Annotated in this window: 15 protein-coding genes; 9 read left to right on the top strand and 6 right to left on the bottom strand. The window is 69.6% G+C overall.

The window, feature by feature from the left end:
- Positions 1-17 precede the first annotated feature (17 nt).
- Positions 18-1,124 (bottom strand): LacI family DNA-binding transcriptional regulator, encoded by a 1,107-nt coding sequence (locus ACZ6O0_RS00855; RefSeq protein WP_465762714.1) that lies wholly within the window; start codon positions 1,122-1,124, stop codon positions 18-20.
- 231 nt (positions 1,125-1,355) lie between these two features.
- On the opposite strand from ACZ6O0_RS00855, the gene ACZ6O0_RS00850 reads away from it, so the two are divergent.
- A complete protein-coding gene (locus ACZ6O0_RS00850; protein WP_465762713.1) occupies positions 1,356-3,305 on the top strand; it encodes an MGH1-like glycoside hydrolase domain-containing protein in 1,950 nt (649 codons plus the stop codon).
- On the opposite strand, the gene ACZ6O0_RS00845 is transcribed toward ACZ6O0_RS00850, so the two are convergent.
- Positions 3,227-3,925 carry a hypothetical protein gene (locus tag ACZ6O0_RS00845; RefSeq protein ID WP_465762712.1) on the bottom strand — a complete coding sequence of 233 codons (699 nt, stop codon included), beginning with the start codon at positions 3,923-3,925 and terminating at the stop codon, positions 3,227-3,229. The two genes, ACZ6O0_RS00850 and ACZ6O0_RS00845, sit on opposite strands and share 79 nt — an antisense overlap.
- Positions 3,926-4,094: 169 nt before the next feature.
- Between ACZ6O0_RS00845 and ACZ6O0_RS00840 the strand changes: the two genes are divergently transcribed.
- On the top strand, positions 4,095-5,243 hold the full coding sequence (locus ACZ6O0_RS00840; RefSeq protein WP_465762711.1) for a sensor histidine kinase: 1,149 nt from the start codon (positions 4,095-4,097) through the stop codon (positions 5,241-5,243).
- Entirely contained in the window at positions 5,240-5,908 is a 669-nt protein-coding gene (locus tag ACZ6O0_RS00835; RefSeq protein WP_465762710.1) for a response regulator, read from the top strand. Before ACZ6O0_RS00840 ends, ACZ6O0_RS00835 begins: the two co-directional genes overlap by 4 nt.
- On the opposite strand, the gene ACZ6O0_RS00830 is transcribed toward ACZ6O0_RS00835, so the two are convergent.
- On the bottom strand, positions 5,837-6,541 hold the full coding sequence (locus ACZ6O0_RS00830; protein WP_465762709.1) for an HAD family hydrolase: 705 nt from the start codon (positions 6,539-6,541) through the stop codon (positions 5,837-5,839). The genes ACZ6O0_RS00835 and ACZ6O0_RS00830 overlap by 72 nt on opposite strands.
- Positions 6,541-8,625, bottom strand: coding sequence for a DNA gyrase/topoisomerase IV subunit B (locus tag ACZ6O0_RS00825; RefSeq protein ID WP_465762708.1), 2,085 nt, complete (start codon positions 8,623-8,625; stop codon positions 6,541-6,543). Before ACZ6O0_RS00825 ends, ACZ6O0_RS00830 begins: the two co-directional genes overlap by 1 nt.
- A 448-nt stretch (positions 8,626-9,073) precedes the next feature.
- Between ACZ6O0_RS00825 and ACZ6O0_RS00820 the strand changes: the two genes are divergently transcribed.
- Positions 9,074-9,304: a DUF7455 domain-containing protein gene (locus ACZ6O0_RS00820; RefSeq protein WP_465762707.1), complete on the top strand. Its 231-nt coding sequence runs from the start codon at positions 9,074-9,076 to the stop codon at positions 9,302-9,304.
- 93 nt (positions 9,305-9,397) lie between these two features.
- Here ACZ6O0_RS00820 and ACZ6O0_RS00815 read toward each other — a convergent pair whose 3' ends face one another.
- Positions 9,398-10,873, bottom strand: coding sequence for an aminotransferase-like domain-containing protein (locus ACZ6O0_RS00815; protein ID WP_465762706.1), 1,476 nt, complete (start codon positions 10,871-10,873; stop codon positions 9,398-9,400).
- Between the two features lie 84 nt (positions 10,874-10,957).
- On the opposite strand from ACZ6O0_RS00815, the gene ACZ6O0_RS00810 reads away from it, so the two are divergent.
- Positions 10,958-11,587: a LysE family translocator gene (locus ACZ6O0_RS00810; RefSeq protein WP_465762705.1), complete on the top strand. Its 630-nt coding sequence runs from the start codon at positions 10,958-10,960 to the stop codon at positions 11,585-11,587.
- On the opposite strand, the gene ACZ6O0_RS00805 is transcribed toward ACZ6O0_RS00810, so the two are convergent.
- A complete protein-coding gene (locus ACZ6O0_RS00805) occupies positions 11,545-13,554 on the bottom strand; it encodes an amylo-alpha-1,6-glucosidase (protein WP_465762704.1) in 2,010 nt (669 codons plus the stop codon). The genes ACZ6O0_RS00810 and ACZ6O0_RS00805 overlap by 43 nt on opposite strands.
- Positions 13,555-13,595: 41 nt before the next feature.
- On the opposite strand from ACZ6O0_RS00805, the gene ACZ6O0_RS00800 reads away from it, so the two are divergent.
- From ACZ6O0_RS00800 to ACZ6O0_RS00785, 4 genes are all read left to right on the top strand, one after another.
- On the top strand, positions 13,596-14,081 hold the full coding sequence (locus ACZ6O0_RS00800) for a DUF456 domain-containing protein (RefSeq protein WP_465762703.1): 486 nt from the start codon (positions 13,596-13,598) through the stop codon (positions 14,079-14,081).
- Positions 14,082-14,193: 112 nt separating this feature from the next.
- Entirely contained in the window at positions 14,194-14,727 is a 534-nt protein-coding gene (locus ACZ6O0_RS00795; RefSeq protein ID WP_465762702.1) for a hypothetical protein, read from the top strand.
- 65 nt (positions 14,728-14,792) lie between these two features.
- Complete coding sequence (locus ACZ6O0_RS00790; RefSeq protein ID WP_465762701.1) at positions 14,793-15,494, top strand: response regulator transcription factor; 702 nt, start codon at positions 14,793-14,795, stop codon at positions 15,492-15,494.
- Complete coding sequence (locus ACZ6O0_RS00785) at positions 15,494-16,996, top strand: sensor histidine kinase (protein ID WP_465762700.1); 1,503 nt, start codon at positions 15,494-15,496, stop codon at positions 16,994-16,996. Before ACZ6O0_RS00790 ends, ACZ6O0_RS00785 begins: the two co-directional genes overlap by 1 nt.
- The last annotated feature ends 331 nt before the right edge of the window (positions 16,997-17,327 follow it).

Genomic DNA, 17,327 nt, shown 5'->3' with positions numbered 1-17,327 from the left:
GACCTCGATCCGGAGGATCAGGCCTTGGCGGTCTGCGAGCGTCCGCGCGGGGACCGGGTCACGGGCACCGGCCCGCAACTCGCCCGGACGATCAAACTCGTGGGCATCACCAGGCGCGGCAGGTCGGCGGCCGGCTCCGCGCCGGCGTCCTCGCCGTCCGGTGCCGCGTCTGGTTCGTTGTCGTTCGGGCCGATCGCGGCGAGCAGCATCTCGGCAGCCCGGCGGCCCATGTCGACGAACGGTTGCTGGATGGTGGTCAGCGGCGGGCGGATCTGCGCCGCCGACTCGATGTCGTCGAAGCCGATCACCGACACGTCCTCGGGAACGCGGAGCCCGGCTTCGGCCGCCGCGGTCATCACGGCGTACGCCGTCACGTCGGAGTGGGCGAACACCGCGGTCGGGCGCTGATCGGGTGGGAGGGTGAACAGTTCGCGGGATCGGGACCGGATCTGGTCGGGCAGGAAGTCACCGGGTTTGGTGAGCTCCGGATCGGGCTGGATGCCCGCGCCCCGTAGCGCGTCCAGGTAGCCGCGGTAGCGGTCCTGGCAGCAGCGGTACACCATCCGGCCTTGCACACAGGCGATGCGCTCGTGACCTAACTGGAGGAGATGGTCCATCGCCGTCACCGCGCCGTCGTAGTTGTCGGCGGTGACGGAGGGCAGCTCCACGTCGGCGTCGATGGTGTTCACCAGGACGACCGGCAGGCCCTCCTGGTGCAGCTGGACGAGCGGTTCGAGCGGCTGCTCGTGGCTGACCACGAGCAGACCGGACACCATGCTCGAGGTGAGGATCCGGTCGATCAGCGAGCCGTAGTCGCGGTCGTTGGTGGCGGTGTAGAGGATGATGTCGAACCCGCTCCGCTCGGTCACCGCGGCCACCCCGATGTTGATCGAGGCAACCATGTGCCAGGACAGGCCGGGCACGACCATGCCGATCAGCCGGGTGCTCCCCTTGGCCAGCGCGGTCGCCGCGAAGCTCGGCACGTACCGGTGCCGGCGCATGACCGCCAGCACGTGCCGCCGGGTCGCGGGGTCGACCTTCGGGCTGTTGTTCAGCACCAGCGACACCGTGGATTTGGACACGCCGGACAGCGCGGCGATGTCACGAATCGTCAGCTTCGCCATCCGGAGGTCCTTTGCTCGATCCGTTGGACTGGTCCAACAGCTGGTGCACCGGAACGTAACAGTGCGCCGGAACGTCGTCAACACCCGGATCGCAAACGGTTTCCCACCGGGGCATTGCGCCACCCGACCTCTTCGTGCCAGCATCGGCCCATCGTGTTGGACCGGTCCTACGCAGGCCGGGATCACCTGCCGGGACCGGTCCGGCACGTCCGCTCCGTGAGGAAGGCCGCCATGCCGCCCTACGCCCTCGACGACTTCGCCTTCGACCTCCGCCGCGCCGTACCTCCCGCCGACATCTGGGTGGGCAGCGGCACCGGCACGGTCAACCAGCTGACCGGCACTGTGTGCGGCGTCGGTGGCTGGTTCGCTCCCCCGCTGGCCGCACCCGGCAGCCGGCTGACGATCACGTTCGAGGTCGACGGCCGGCGGATCCTCGACGCCGCGCGCCCGGGTGCCGGCAACCGCGGTCTGCTCCCCGCCGGCGGCACCTGGCGCCCCGACAGGCTCGTCCGTCATGGCACCTACCACCAGTACGACGCCGGCCGACTGACCTCGCTCGCCGTCGAGTCCACCCTCACCCCACACCACGGCTCCCCCGGCTACGACCTCACCCTCACCATCCGCAACCGCTCGAGTAACACCCACCAGCTGACGATCCGCCCGGAGCTCGCCGACACCCGCGTCGGCGACGTACCGCTCTCCGGCTGGGGCTGGGTCCCACCTGCCGCCGGCACCGGAGACGCCGTCACGATGGACCACGGCGACCTGTCCACAACCGTCGGGCCGCACGGCGAGATCACCTTCACCATCAGCGTTCAATCCGCCGGGGCCAACGACACCAAGCACGAGTGGGAGTCGCGCCTCACGCGGGCCCTGGGCCGAGTTCCCACTCTCACGTCCGACATCCCCGGACTCGAGCAGTACTACCGTCGTTCGCTCGCCAGCGGCCTCGTGTGCTGGTGGGACCACCCCGACTTCGTCACGACGCCGTTCATCGCGACGTCCGGCCTCGACGGCGGCGCGCTGTGCGCCTACGCCTGGGACACCGGCGGCTACGCGCCCAACCTGCTCAGCCTGATGCTGGGCGACAGCGTCCTCGGCATCATCGAGTCGCTGCTGGATGCCGACCTCACCGACCGCTACGCCATCGCCCCCGACGGCACCGGGCTCGGCGTCGCCTACGCCTACAGTGGCTGGTCGCTCGTCGCGCTCACCCGCGCGGCGGCAGCCGAACACCGGCTCGATCCCACGGTGGTCGCCCGGTTGTACGACGTACTGATCGCGCTCGACAAGCGGTTCCAGCCCGACGACCAGAGCGGCGTACTGCGCGACTACGGCGACCAGAGCAACTTGCTCGAGATGCGTGGCGCCGGCTGGGAGCACGTGGTCGCCAGTCCGAACGCCGAGCGCGCGTGGGCACTCGACACCCTCGCCGTCCTCTCGGACCTCACTGGCGCCGCGCTACCGGCCGACGATCTCCGGGCGTCCGCGGAGCAGATTCGCGGCGAGGTGATCCGGCAGCTCTGGGATGCCGACGCCGGCTGGTTCCGCAGCCGCTACCCAGACGGCCACACCGAGCTCGCGTACTCGATCCAGGCCTTCGACGTACTGCGTTCCGGCGCCTGCCCCCCCGATGTCGCGGCCGCGTTGATCAAGAACGTCGGCGCCTTCCTCGGCGAGTACGGCGTGAGCAGTGTCAGCCCGGCGGACGAGGTCCACTACGAGACCGCCGACATCGACTGGTCCGGCGCCGGCGCCTACACCGGCGAAGGTCCGCAACTCGCCCTCACCCTCTGGGAACGTGGTGAACCGGCCCTCGCCTGGGACGTCCTGCGCCGCCTCTTCTGGATGGGCGACCACTACCCGTACTTCCCCCAGGACCACTACTGCGACAAGCCCGGCGCCCCCGCCACCGGCCGCCGCATCAACGTCATCGCCGGCCTCACAGGCGCCGAGGCCATCCTCACCGGCCTCGCGGGCATCCGCCCGCACCCTGATGGCTCGCTGACCATCCATCCACAACCCGTTGCCGAAGGCACCATTGAGCTTCGTGGCCTCGTCTACCGCGACCGAACGATCGACCTGACGATCACCACCGACGGCTACCAGGTGTCCGTCGACGGCACTCCGGTCGCCCCCGCTCCGGACGGTACCGTCCGCGCCGTACCACGACGGGAGTAGCTCCGGGCGACAGACGCGGCCGCCACTGCCCAGCCCCACATGAGTGGCAGCAGCGCGTTGCCCATCGACGTGACCTCCGTGATCGCCATGAAGAACGGCAGGAACAGGATCAGTAGCCAGGCCGTGACGCGCGGCCGGAATCCCTTGCGGAGCAGCATGATCCCCAGGACCGGGCCGCCGAACCCGATGAGCGCGAAGGCTCCCAGCCCCACGACGAAGAACTGCTCGGTCCACCGCGTGTAGTAGTCGCCTGTCACCGACAGCGTGAGCATCGCGTAGGCCGTCAGCTGCACGCGCCAGGCCCATCTCTCGGCGCCGCTCGGCCGGCGGCGCCGGTACACCAGATAGGCCGCCGCGGTGAACGCAAGGCAGATCGGCAACCAGATCTTGCCGTAGGTCCAGTAGACGAAGTACGGGTCGCCCCAGTCCAGCAGTGGCCGTACGGCGGACATCGCGGGGACCGCCCAGGTACTGGTGAGCCCGGACGCGAGATCCCCTGGGTGACTGTTGATCCGGGCCAGCGCGTGCAGCTCGCCGGCGATCGTTCCGAAGGCCGCCATCACCCAGGCGGCCAGACTGATCCGCCGTGCCGTGGCCGGCGTGATGTCGATCGATCCCATGGTCGTCCTCCCTCAGCGGGCCGCTCCTGCGGCCGTTGGGACGAACGTAGGGATCGGAGTCTGTCGCGGTCGTCGTGCGCGCGCAGGACATCGGGTGGACCACAGCAGGACAGCCACGTCCTCCTCGAGGAGGACGTGAGGCGGTGGGCAGCGGCGTACCGTTTCACTCGTGAGCCCACGGAACTGGGCGTTCGACATCACCCTCGCGGCGATGGTCGGCGTTCTCGGTCAGCTGGAGGCGTGGTCAGGGATCGGCGCCACGCACCGGCAGGGACCGCTGTGGGCCCAGTCACTGCTGTACGCCGTCGCCGCGGTGCTTCTCGTGGGCCGCCGGGTTCGCCCACTCGCCGTCCTGGCCGCGATGGTGGCTGTTTACGTCGCGGAGTTCGCGATCTTCGGCTCGCCGGAGGGGTATGGCGTCGCCCTCGCGCCGCTGATCGCGATCTACAGCGTCGGGCGCTACGTCGAGCCGCGGCGGGCATGGCTCGGGCTCGCGCTCGGGGTGGTCCTGTGGACCGGCTGGGCAGCCTTCGACCCCCTGAACCAGAGCACTGCCGACGGTCTGGTCACCATTGTCTGGCTCGCGCCGTGGGTCATCGGATGGCTGGTCGGCGCGCTGGTGCGGACGACACTGCTCTACCGGGAGCAGCGAAGGGTGAGCCGCGAACAGCTGGCGTCGCGCGCCGTAGCCGAGGAACGCAACCGGATCGCACGCGAACTCCATGACGTCATCGGCCACAGCGTCAGCGTCATGACTGTGCAGGCGTCGGCGGTGCGACGCCGGCTCACCGCCGAGCAGGCGGCCGAGCGCCAGGCGCTGGAATCCGTTGAGGCGGTCGGCCGGGAAGCGCTCGCCGAGATGCGCCGGATGGTGGGGGTTCTCCGTCAGGAGGGAGACCGCCCGGCGGGCCAGGATCGTCAGCCGCCGCCCGGGCTGTCCCAGCTCGACGGCTTGGTCGGGAAGTTCCGCACCGCCGGCCTGCCGGTCGAACTCACGGTGATCGGGACGGTCCGCGATCTGGCGCCCGGCCTGGACCTCACGGCGTACCGGGTCGTCCAAGAGGGACTGACCAATACCTTCCGCCACGCGCGGAGTCCGCGCCGGGCCGAAGTGGTGATCGACTACGGCCAGGACCGCCTCCGGCTCGCGGTTCGGGACGACGGACCTGCGACGGCGCTGTCTCACAACGCCAAGCCCAGCAACGGCCTGCTCGGCATGCGGGAGCGAGTCGCCATCTACGGTGGCTCGCTGGTGGCGCGGGCACGGCCGGAAGGCGGGTTCGAGCTGGTGGCCACCCTGCCGATGGAGCCGGCATGAGCCCGATCAGCATCCTGCTCGTCGACGACCAGGCGCTGGTCCGCGCGGGATTCCGGATGATCCTCGAGATCGAACCGGACATGTCGGTGGTCGGTGAGGCGGCGGACGGTGTGCAAGCGGTCGAGATGGCCGGGCAACTGCGACCCGACGTCGTACTGATGGACGTCCGGATGCCCCAGCTGGACGGCATCGAGGCGACCCGCCGGCTGCTGGCCGACGGCGCCACCCAGTCGCGGGTGGTCATGCTGACGACGTTCGACCTGGACGAGTACGTCTTCGAAGCCCTGCAAGCGGGAGCGAGCGGCTTTCTGATCAAGGACGTACGCCCTGAGCTGCTGGTCGCGGGAATTCGTGCGGTGCATTCAGGCGAGTCCCTTCTCGCACCGTCCGTGACGCGCCGGATGATCGAGTCGTTCCTCGACAGACCCCGGGCCGTGGACTCAGCCGCGCGTGCCCGGCTCGATGCACTCACCGCCCGGGAGCGGGAAACACTCAGCCTGCTGGCCCGCGGCCTGACCAACGCCGAGATCGCTGCCGAGCTCTTCGTCTCCGAGACGACGGTGAAGACCCACGTCGGCCGCGTCCTGATGAAGCTAGGCCTCCGAGACCGCGTCCACGCCGTCATCTACGCCTACGAAGCCGGCCTCGTCCACCGCGGCGCCTGACGACGAGCCGGCCAGGATGACCGGGAACGCGTCCAGCACCGAGGCGAAGTGATGGTCGGCGACCGGTTCGTCGATCCGGTGGTGATGACCGATCCGGATCGTCTTCAGACCCGCGTTGATCCCACCCGCGACGTCGTACGACGGATGATCGCCGACCATCCACCCGCCGGCCGGCGAGGCGCGGGCCCCCGACGCCGCGATCGCGAAGATCCGCGGATCCGGCTTCCGCACTCCGGCCGCTTCCGAGATGCAGCAGTAGTCCACGGCAGCCGCGATCCCGGTGTGCTCGAGCTTGCGGGTCTGCTGGACCACACCGCCGTTCGTCACCACGGCGACCCGCCATCCCGCCGTACGCAACGATGCCAGACCGTCGAGCACCGCCGGCTCGACCCACGTGAACGACGGGTGTTCCCGGTCGTACTCGTCGACCGAGGTGGCGACGCCGAAGCGTTCGCGGAACCGGTCGAACAGCTCCGGCCGCGGCGTGAACCCACCGTTGTCATGGGCAACCAACCAGTCGACGGCGTCCGTACCGAGCCCGGCCCGGTCCACCCACCACCGCGCCCAGGCGAGGAACGCGCCGTCCCGATCGATCAGCGTGTTGTCGAGATCGAAGCAGACCAGCCCGGACATCAGACGTCGATGCGGTTTTCGTCCAGGTCGTAGGCGCCTTGGACGATGAATTCCTTGCGGGGAGCTACCTCGTTGCCCATCAGGAGGTCGAAGACGCGGGCCGCGTCCTCGCCGTCGTCGACGGTGATCCGGCGCAGCGTGCGGTGCCGCGGGTCCATGGTGGTTTCGGCCAGCTGGTCGGCGTCCATCTCACCGAGACCCTTGTAGCGCTGCGGGGGCTCCTTCCAGCGGACGCCCTTCTTCATCAGCTCGGCCGTCTTCCGCTGGTACTCCGCGTCGCTGTAGGTGTACAGGTACTTGTCCTGGCCCTTCTTCGGGTTCGTCAGCTCGAACCGGTGCAGCGGCGGTACGGCGGTGTAGACGCGGCCGGCGTCGACCAGGGGCCGCATGTACCGGAAGAAGAGTGTCGCCAGCAGGCAGCGGATGTGGGCACCGTCGGAGTCGGCGTCCGCCATGAAGATGATCTTGCCGTAGCGGGCCTGCTCGAGGTCGAACGTCCGCCCGGACCCGGCTCCGACCACCTGGATGATCGAGGCGCACTCGGCGTTCTTCAGCATGTCGCCGACGGACGCCTTCTGCACGTTCAGGATCTTGCCCCGGATCGGCAGCAGCGCCTGGAACTCGGAGCTGCGCGCGAGCTTCGCCGTCCCGAGGGCCGAATCACCCTCGACGATGAACAGCTCGGACCGGTCGACGTCGTTGCTGCGGCAGTCGGCCAGCTTGGCCGGCAGCGCCGACGACTCCAGCGCCGTCTTGCGCCGCTGCAGCTCCCGGTGCTGACGAGCCGCTACCCGCGTCCGCGACGCGGCGACGACCTTCTCCAGCACCGCGCGGGCCTGCGCCTTCTGGGCCGCCTTGTTCGAGGTGAGGAACGCCTCCAGCTCGCTCTGCACGACCTTCGCCACGATCCGCGAGGCGGCCGGCGTGCCGAGCACCTCCTTGGTCTGACCGTCGAACTGCGGCTCGGCCAGCCGCACCGTCACCACCGAGGTCAGGCCCTCGAGGACGTCGTCCTTGATGATCTCCTCGCCGTTCTTCAGCAGGCGCGTCCCGTCGAGGGCGTTGGTGAAGCTCTTCGACAGGGCCCGCTCGAAGCCGGCCACGTGGGTCCCGCCCTTGGGCGTGGCCACGATGTTCACGAACGAGCGGACCTCGGTCTCGTACCCGTCGCCCCAGCGGACCGCGATGTCGACGTCCAGGTCGCGCTCGACGTCGGTCGGCGTCATGTGGCCGGCGTCGTCGAGCATCGGCACGGTCTCGGTGAAGTGCCCGGTCCCGGTCAACCGGACCACCTCGGTCACCTTCTGGTCGGTGGCCAGGAACTCGCAGAACTCGCTGATCCCGCCGTCGTGCTTGAAGTGCTCCTCGGTCGGCTCGTCGCCGCGCTCGTCGCGGATCACCAGCTCGAGCCCCGGCACCAGGAACGACGTCTGCCGCGCCCGGGTGACCAGCTCGTCGTAGTTGAAGCTCGCGTCGCGGGTGAAGATCTGCCGGTCGGCCCAGTAGCGGATCCGGGTGCCGGTGACACCCTTCTTCGCCCGGCCGGCCTTGCGCAGCCCCTTGGCCGGCGTGAACGCCGCGTTCGCGCCCTCGCTGTCGAACTCGCCGGCCACACCGCGCCGGAACGAGGTGGTCCAGACCACGCCGCCGCGGTCGACCTCGACGTCCAGCCGCGCGGACAGCGCGTTCACCACCGAGGCGCCGACACCGTGCAGACCACCGGAGGCGTTGTACGACCCGCCGCCGAACTTGCCGCCGGCGTGCAGCTTGGTGAACACCACCTCGACACCGCTGAGCTTGGTCTTCGGCTCGATGTCCACCGGGATGCCGCGGGCGCGGTCCCGCACCTCGACCGAGCCGTCCTGGTAGAGCACGACGTCGATCCGCTCGCCGTGCCCGGCCAGGGCCTCGTCGACGGCGTTGTCGATGATCTCCCACAGGCAGTGCATCAGGCCGCGGCTGTCGGTGGACCCGATGTACATGCCGGGACGCTTCCGGACCGCCTCGAGTCCTTCGAGGACGAGCAGGTTGCGGGCGTTGTACGTCGGGTCGAGCTCGGTACTGCGAGGCGTCGGGGCGGCCACTGGGCTCCTTCACTGGTTCACACACTCAGGCCACACATCCGGGACCGGCCGGGTCCCGAACGCATGATGACAGCCTATGCGGCGGGACCCCCAAATCCCTGCAGGCAGGGCTGTGCGGGCCTCCGGACGGGTACTGAGCTTGTCAGTGGATCGCTCGACCAGAAAGGTGTTCCGGCGGGTATCGATCCGGACTCGATCCGGAGTGGTGTACGACACTCCGGACATCAGCACACGGTGACGATGACATGGCGCACAGTGAGAGTAGACACGCCCGACACCGGCCGGAAACAAGAATTCGCCCGCTTCCGAAACGATTCCTCGTCAAGATGCGTCATACGGGAACAGGTGGTTCGTCTCACATACGGACACGTTGCCCCACCCGGGAAGCGATCCGCATGTCAGGATGTTGCTATCTGGTGAGTACGGAACTAGATGAGATGAGGCCTCAATGACTACAGCACTCGCCCCGAGTTCGGCCCTGTCGGCCGCGGATCGTTGTGACCGCTGCGGTGCGCAGGCCTACGTCCGAGTCACCTTGACCAGTGGTGGGGAGCTGCTCTTCTGCGCTCACCACAGCCGGGAGCACTCGGAGAAGCTGCGCCACATCGCGATCACGATCCACGACGAGACCGGTCGGCTCGAAGCCACCCCGAGCGTCGCAACGGACGAAGATCGGTAAGAAGGACCAGGCTTCCAAACGCGCCAACGGCGGCGCCAAAGTCATACAGGCTTCGATGGCGGTCACCCGACAGGGTGACCGCCATCCCTTCGTTCACACGACAGGTACGCCGGGCGCCGGGCCGTGCCGGCGCAGTTCGTGCCACGCCCGCGCCAACCGGGTCACCGCATCATCAAGCACTTGCTTCGGGTAGGCGAACGGCACCCGTAAGTAGTCGTCATGGGATCCGGTCGGATCCATCGCATGACCCGCGACCACCTCGACACCGTGCCGCAACGCGACCTGGGCGAAGACGCGGGCGTCGGTGTCCGGCAACCGGATCCACAACGCCGATCCCCCGACGGGCGCGGACCATTCCCATTCGGGCAGTCGTTCCGTCAGCAACTGTCCCATCAGCTTCTTCCGTACGGTCGCAACCCGGGCCCGCTCAGCCGTCAGCTCGGTGAGCCGCGGCAGCAATCGCGCGGTGAGCGCCTGATCGATCACCGGACTCCCCAGATCGGCCAGCGCCTTGTGCCGCGCCAGCCGCTCCGCGAGCGGCCGCGATGCGCGGATCCACCCGATCCGCAGGCCGCCCCACACCGCCTTCGACACCGATCCGATCGACAGGACCTCGGCACCGTCCGGCGCATACGCGGCCAGCGGCGGCGGGATCGACGGACCGGCCGGGTCCCAGGCCGAGTACGCGTTGTCCTCGACCACGACGACACCGTGCCGGGCGGCGAGCTCGGCGACCTGCCGGCGCCGGTTGGCCGACATCAGCCGACCGGTCGGGTTGTGGAAGGTCGGCATCACGAACAGCATCGCCGGCTGATGCTCGGTGAACGCGGCCGCCAGCAGGTCCGGCCGGATCCCGGCATCGTCCAGCGGTACGCCGACCACCTGTCCGCCGGCCGCACCGAACAGGTCGAAGCACCCCGGCCAGCTCGGCTGCTCGATCGCCACCGCGGCACCCGTCCGCAGGTACATCTGCGTCACCAGTGCGATCGCCTGATGCGCGCCCGTGGTGACCACGATCTCGTCCGGTGAGGTCGGCAGACCGGACTCCGTGAAGTGCTCGGCGATCCGCTCCCGCAGCACGAGCAGTCCCCGCGGGTGATACCCGACATCGTCGAGCAGGGCCGGGAGCTCACCGGAGGCCAGCCCGATCAGTTCCTCGGCGAGTTCGGGCAGTCCAGGGTCGACGGCGTACGTGAGTGAAATGACCTCGCCCGGGCCGACCGCGATCCGGTGGAACAACGAGTCGCCGTACCCGGTCGGCATCCGTTTGTCCGCTCCTGAACGACCACGTCCCGCCGACCGGGCGACCGTCGTACCGCTGCCGCGGCGGCTCTCGACGAGTCCGCGGGCCCGGAGTTCGTCGTACGCCGCGACCACGGTGGAACGGCTGATCGCGAGCGACTCGGCGAGCCGGCGTTCGGCCGGGAGGCGGGCGCCCACCGGGAGCTCGGCCGAGCCGATCAGAGCGGCGATCTCGTCGGCCAGCCGCCGGTACAGGCCGCCGGTGCGACCGGACAGCCGGTGGCCGATCAGGTCCGCCAGCGCCGCAGGGTCCCCAGAACGGTCCACTTCTCCTCGGATTGGCTCGGGTGGACTGCTTCTGCCGCCGCCAGACTAGTACCAACAACCAGTCCAGTTCGAGGGAGAGGCGGAATGATGGGGATCGGGCAACTGCTGGGGTTCGCCGGCGCGACGGTGGTGCTGGTCGGCATGCCCGGCCCGAACAACCTCTACATCTCGCTGCGCAGCCTCACCCAGGGACGGCGTGCCGGAGTTGTCTCGGCGCTGGCCGTCGAGACCGGCACGGTCGTCTACATCCTCGTCACCGCCCTCGGCCTCGCGACCCTCGTGAAGGCCTCCCCCGCGCTGTTCACCGCGATCACCGTCGCGGGCGCGCTGTACCTCGCTTACCTCGGTCTGAGGCTCATCATGACTCGGTCCGCTGAGCAGTCCGACGGAGTCCAGGCCGCACCACTCGGCCGCGTCTTCCGCGACGGCATACTGGTGAACCTGCTCAACCCCAAGGCCGCCCTGTTCTTCCTGGCCTTCCTCCCGCAGTTCACCACCCGCGACGCCGGACCGGACCAGCTCCGCACCGAGATGCTGCTGCTCGGCGCCGGCGCGATGCTGATCGGTCTGGTGCTGGACCTCGGCTACGCCGTCGGCGCGGACGCGGTCGGCCGGCGCTTCCGCACGGTCCGTACGACCAGCCGCGGCCGTAACCTGGTCGTCGCCGCGATCTACCTCGGGTTGTCGGCGTTCGCCCTGATCAGCGCGTTCTGAGGTGCCTCCAGGACGGTGAGCACGCCGTCGTCGACGCGCAGGGACAGTACGTCGCTTCCGAGCCGCAGCCCCGTGACCTCGAGAGCACGCCACGGCGACTCCGCTGGATTCATCACCAGCGTCTCCCCCGGCACATCCGGCTCGATGCCGAGCGACGCGATCACCACGGCGACCGCCGACGCGGCAGCCCAGGCCTGCGGCCGGCAGGACAGCGGGTACGGCGTCGGCGTGCTCTCCTCGCCCGTACCGCGACCGCCGTACAGCTCCGGAAGTCGGTAGCCGAAAGCTTCCGCGGCACGGATCAGACCGTCGACGTACGACGACGCCACCGCCTCGTGACCGGCTGCGTACAGGCCCTGGATCGTCATCGCGGTGTCGTGCGGCCAGACGCTGCCGGTGTGATAGCCGAGCGGGTTGAACCGGGTCATTGCCGTGGACAACGTTCTCAGCCCGAAACCGCTGTTCAGATCCTCGCCCGCCAGAACGTCGGCGACCGTCTGCTCCTCGTCCGCGTCGAGCAGGCCGGTGCCGAGCAGATGGCCCATGTTCGACGCGCGGCCGACCACCGGGTTCTTGGCGCCGTCGAGCGCGATGGCGGGATAGCCGTCGACCCAGAACGCGCTGCGGAACCGCTCCTGCAACGCGGCCGCCCATTCGCGCCATTCGTCGCCGGACTCGCCATGCGCTTCGAGAAGCTCGGCACCCTTGATCGCGGCCGAGTAGGCGTACCCCTGCACCTCGCACAGGGCGATCGGTGCGGTGGCGAGGGTGCCGTCCGGCCATTGCACGGCGTCGGCGGAGTCCTTCCAGCCCTGGTTGGCCAGTCCGTGACCGGACTCGTCGACGTACTCGAGGAAGCCGTCGTCGTCGGGGTCGGCGTACTCCTTCATCCACATCAGCGCGCGACGGAGGTTCGGCAGCAGGTCGCTGACCTCGGTGGCGGGCATGCCCCAGCGCCAGGCCTTGTGGAGCGTGATGATCCAGAGCTGGGTCGCGTCGTGCGTGCCGTAGTAGGCCGCGGGAAGGACCAGTCCGCCGCCGTGGTCGGCGACCTCGGCACGGAGCTCGTGCGGGATCTTGCCCGGCTGCTCGGCGGACTCCTGGTCGACCTTCGTGCCTTGCCAGGCGGCGAGCGCCCGGAGTGTCCCGGCGGCCAGTGCCGGGTCGACCGGGATCAGCATGCCCGAGGAGATCAGCGAGTCGCGGCCGAAGAGGGTGAGGTACCAGGGCGGGCCGGCGCCGAGATAGCGGTCGTCAGCGACGGCCAGTTGCAGTGCCCGCACGTCTTCCAGCGATCGGCTCATCCACCGCTCGACCCGCTTGTCGTCGCAGGTCAGGCCGAGGGCGTACGGCGCTCGGTCCGCCGGCGGCTCGATCGAGAAGCCGGTGGTCGACTTCGGGAAGTCGGCGGTGACCCGCAGGGTGAGGGTGAACTCCTCCCCCGGCTCGACCCGGGGCGTCGCCGAGATGCCGGGATCGGCGTTCACGCTGACCCGGGTCTCACCGCTCTCGAAGCGCACCCGGCTGGGTCCGTCCGGCAACGGTGGCAACTGCGGCAGGCTGGTGGCGGCACCGCTGCGGACGGCCGCCGTACCGGCGAGATCGGTGCCCAGGGCAACATCCAGCCGGCACTCGACCGCCACCCGGGACCGGTTCACCAGGGTGATCCGCTCGGTCAGCCCGTCGCTGTCCACCTCCCGCGTCCGGTACAGCATCACGGTCGGGTCGTGCCGGGTGTCGCCGAGACCTTCGAGCATCGCGACGTACTGATGGGCCGCCGCGCCGGCTTCGACGACGTGCACCGGGACCGGCTCCCGGCCGTCGACGGTGACGCTCAGCCGGGACAGGATGCGCCGGTCGCGGGCGTACACCCCCTCCGCGCCGGAGCCGGCGAGCTGACCGGACCTCGGCGAGAGAACCACCCAGGGAGCAGCGAGTGCGGTGACCAGTTCGTGCAGCTGGGACATACCTCCACCCTAAGGGCCCCGGTTTGCGGCAGAGTGTCGGTGTGAACACCGTGGCGACCATCCTCGTCGGAGTGGCGATCTTCGTCGGCATCCTCGGCATCGTCATCCCGATCCTGCCGGGCGCGCTGCTGAGCCTGGCCGCGATCCTGGTCTGGGCGCTGGAGGAGCAGAGTCCGACCGGCTGGATCGTGCTGTCTGCGGCCGTCGTGCTGATCGGGGCCAGCCAGGTGGTGAAGTACGTCGTACCGGAGCGGAAGCTCCGCGAGTCCGGGGTGCCGCGGCGGTCCATGTTCGTCGGGGTGGTGCTCGGGATCGTCGGGTTCTTCGTGATCCCGGTGGTCGGCATGTTCGTCGGCTTCCCGGTCGGCGTGTACCTGTCCGAGCGGCAGCGGCTGGGAGCCCACGCGCACGCGTGGACGTCGACCAAGCACGCGCTGCGGGCGACCGGGCTGTCGATCCTGATCGAGCTGATCGGCACCTCACTCGCCGCGGCCGTGTGGCTGGCCGCCGTACTGTTCCTGGATTGATTTGCCAGGGTCTTCCCAGCCGCATCGGAGCCCTTTCTTAGGTATCTGGGGCAGCGTGGGAAGAACCAGTGCCAGGTTTCCGGCCCGGCACGCAGTACGGAAGGCAGGCAGGATGAAGCTTTCAGAGAAGCGGTGGCGGCTTCTCGGCACCGTGGCAGCGGTGGCCGTGACGACCACCGCCGGCGGGGTGGCCTGGGCGGCGAACAGCGCCGACCCGACGCCGTCCCCGTCCACCTCCCCCTCGGCGTCGCCGTCGGCCCCGAACCAGCAGGGCCAGCCCGGTCCTGGCAAGGGCTTCGGGCACCGCGGCGAGTTCGGCTTGGGCGGAGCGCTGCACGGCGAGTTCGTCGTACCGAAGGACGGCGGCGGCTACCAGACCGTCGCCACCCAGCGCGGTGAGGTGACCGCGGTCAGCAAGGACTCGATCACGGTGAAGAGCGAGGACGGCTACAGCCGCACCTACACGGTCGCCGCCGAGACCTTGGTGAACTCGGCCCGGGACGGCATCGCGTCGATCAAGACCGGCAGCACCGTGACGGTCACTGCCGTGGTGGCGGACAACACCGCGACCGCGACGTCGATCAACGACGGCACCGCCCGCGACGCGGCCGGCCAGAAATGGGGGTTCAAGCACGGACCTCGATGAAGACTCACAGCTGATTGCCAGGAACCTTCCAGGGTTCACACGGATATCGGCGGCAGACTGAGGACATGAGTCCGCACCTGCTGGTCGTCGACGACGAGCCGAACATCGTCGAGCTGCTGTCCGCGAGCCTGCGTTTCGCCGGGTACGACGTGACCACGGCGACCCATGGCGCCGAGGCGCTGCGCAAGGCCCGTGAGGTGGAGCCCGACCTGGTCGTGCTCGACGTGATGATGCCCGGCCTGGACGGGTTCGAGGTGGTCCGGAGGCTGCGCGGTGAGGACCGGCATGTGCCGGTGCTGTTCCTCACCGCTCGCGACGCGGTCGAGGACAAGGTCCTCGGCCTGCACACCGGTGGCGACGACTACGTCACCAAGCCCTTCAGCCTCGACGAGTTGGTCGCCCGGGTGCGCGCGCTGCTGCGCCGGTCCGGTCACCGGGAGCAGACCACCACCGAGGCCGCCGTACTGCGGTACGCCGATCTGGAACTGAACGAGGACAGCTACGAGGTGTTCAAGGGCGGCGAAGCGGTCCAGCTTTCGCTCACCGAGTTCAAGCTGCTGCGCTGCCTGCTGGAGAACGCCGAGCGAGTGATGTCGAAGGGTCAGATCCTGTCCGCCGTCTGGAACTACGATTTCGCCGGCGACGCCGGAGTGGTCGAGTCGTACATGTCCTACCTGCGCCGTAAGGTCGACACCGGCGACCAGAAGCTGCTCCACACCGTCCGCGGGGTCGGCTACGTCCTGCGCACCCCGCGAGGCCCCAACTGATGCAACTGACCCACCGGCGCTTCGCCGACCGGTACCCCCTCCGCGTCACCATCGTCGTCGTCCTGCTGACGTTGGTGGCGCTCGCGCTTGCCGCCTCCGGAATCCTGGCCACCACGATCATGCGCGGCTACCTGATCGACCGCGTCGACGACCAGCTGCACCAGACCGCGTTGCAGCTCCAGCACATTCCGTTCGACCGACGCCCACAGCCCCAGGAACCCGACGAGCAGCCGGGTCCCCGGCAACTGCCGAGTGAGTTCGTCGTCCAGTTCAGCGACTCCGAGGGCACCAGTGACGGCGGGCCGAGAAGTGCCCGGCTGGCCGAGGCCGAGCCGCTGCCGAAGTTGCCGACGCTCAACCTCAACCAGATCCGGGCGCTGAACGGGAAGTCGTTCAACGTCCACGCCGTCTCCGGCGGTACGACCTGGCGGGTGGTCGCAGTGCCGACGGACAAGGGCAACGGCTCGGTGATGGTCGCGCAGAGCCTGAAGGACATGGACCACACGATCCAGCGCCTCGTCGGCATCCAGGCGGCCGCCGGGGTGATCCTCCTGGTGCTGCTGGCCGGCATCGGGACGTACGTCGTACGCCGGAGCCTGCGCGGACTCGAGGACGTCGAGCACACCGCGGTCGCGATCGCCGGCGGGGATCTGAGCCGGCGTGTGCCGCAACGGGATCCGCGGACCGAGGTCGGGCGGTTGTCGCTCGCGCTGAACCAGATGCTCGGGCAGATCGAGACCGCGTTCGCGCAACGGACCGCGTCGGAGCTTGCGGCCCGCCGGTCCGAGGACACAGCCCTCCGCTCGGAGGAGGCGGCCCGGCAGTCCGAGGACCGGATGCGGCGCTTCGTCGCGGACGCGTCGCACGAGCTGCGCACGCCGCTGACGTCGATCCGCGGCTTCGCGGAGCTCGCCCGGCAACGTGGTGATGCGAACGATCCGGACACCATGCGGCGGATCGAGGACGAGGCGAAGCGGATGGGCTTGCTCGTCGACGATCTCCTCCTGCTGGCCCGGCTCGACCAGCAACGGCCGCTGAAGATGGAGTCGGTCGACCTGCTGCCGATCGCCGCCGACGCGCTCCACAACGCGCAGGCGGTGCAACCCGGCCGCAACATCTCGCTGAAGATCCTGCCGGACTCGGAAGCGCCGGTCGTCGAGGGCGACGAGGCCCGGTTGCGCCAGGTGCTCGGCAACCTGGTCAGCAACGCACTCCACCACACGCCGCTCGAAGCACCCATCACCGTCTCGGTCGGCACCCGCGGCCGCGACGCGATCCTCGAAGTCAGCGACACCGGCCCCGGCCTGACCGACGAACAGAAAGCCCGCGTCTTCGAACGCTTCTACCGAGCCGACTCCGCCCGCACCCGCTCCACCGGCGGCTCCGGCCTCGGCCTCTCCATCGTCGCCGCCCTCGTCGCCGCCCACCGAGGCCGCGTCACGGTCGCCGACACCACCCCCACCGGCGCCACCTTCACCATCCAGCTCCCCCTCCCCAGCTAGGTCCTCCCCAACGCGTGCTACGCAGTCGCTCCTTCGTCGCGCCCGCTCCGCGCGCTGCCCACCCACCCGCAGCATCCTCGCGGGCTGCCGCCCGGCGGTCTGCGGTGCTGCCGCCCCGCGGGTTCGCGGGCTACCGCCCGCGGTCTGTGGGCTTGTCGCCCTCGGCTTGCGGGCTTCCGCCCGCGTACTGCGGCGCTCAGCGCGCCTGCGTCGCCCGCGCAGCCGGCGTCTGTGGGGGCTACCGCCCGGCGGTCAGTCGGCTCATCACCAACCCCCTCCGGCGCTTCACTCCCGGGGTTGCCGGCCTACCGCCTCCGGTGTGCGGGCCTAC

This window comes from Kribbella sp. NPDC048837 (genome assembly GCF_055586945.1).
This window is presented reverse-complemented; position numbering and strand designations above follow the sequence as displayed.

Bases quoted from the DNA above. Each gene is read 5' to 3' on its own strand.
- ACZ6O0_RS00790 (WP_465762701.1), top strand. From the start codon at position 14,793: ATGAGTCCGCACCTGCTGGTCGTCGACGACGAGCCGAACATCGTCGAG.
- ACZ6O0_RS00810 (WP_465762705.1), top strand. From the start codon at position 10,958: ATGATGGGGATCGGGCAACTGCTGGGGTTCGCCGGCGCGACGGTGGTG.
- ACZ6O0_RS00845 (WP_465762712.1), bottom strand. From the start codon at position 3,925: ATGGGATCGATCGACATCACGCCGGCCACGGCACGGCGGATCAGTCTG.
- ACZ6O0_RS00820 (WP_465762707.1), top strand. From the start codon at position 9,074: ATGACTACAGCACTCGCCCCGAGTTCGGCCCTGTCGGCCGCGGATCGT.
- ACZ6O0_RS00850 (WP_465762713.1), top strand. From the start codon at position 1,356: ATGCCGCCCTACGCCCTCGACGACTTCGCCTTCGACCTCCGCCGCGCC.
- ACZ6O0_RS00785 (WP_465762700.1), top strand. From the start codon at position 15,494: ATGCAACTGACCCACCGGCGCTTCGCCGACCGGTACCCCCTCCGCGTC.
- ACZ6O0_RS00795 (WP_465762702.1), top strand. From the start codon at position 14,194: ATGAAGCTTTCAGAGAAGCGGTGGCGGCTTCTCGGCACCGTGGCAGCG.
- ACZ6O0_RS00805 (WP_465762704.1), bottom strand. From the start codon at position 13,554: ATGTCCCAGCTGCACGAACTGGTCACCGCACTCGCTGCTCCCTGGGTG.
- ACZ6O0_RS00855 (WP_465762714.1), bottom strand. From the start codon at position 1,124: ATGGCGAAGCTGACGATTCGTGACATCGCCGCGCTGTCCGGCGTGTCC.
- ACZ6O0_RS00830 (WP_465762709.1), bottom strand. From the start codon at position 6,541: ATGTCCGGGCTGGTCTGCTTCGATCTCGACAACACGCTGATCGATCGG.
- ACZ6O0_RS00835 (WP_465762710.1), top strand. From the start codon at position 5,240: ATGAGCCCGATCAGCATCCTGCTCGTCGACGACCAGGCGCTGGTCCGC.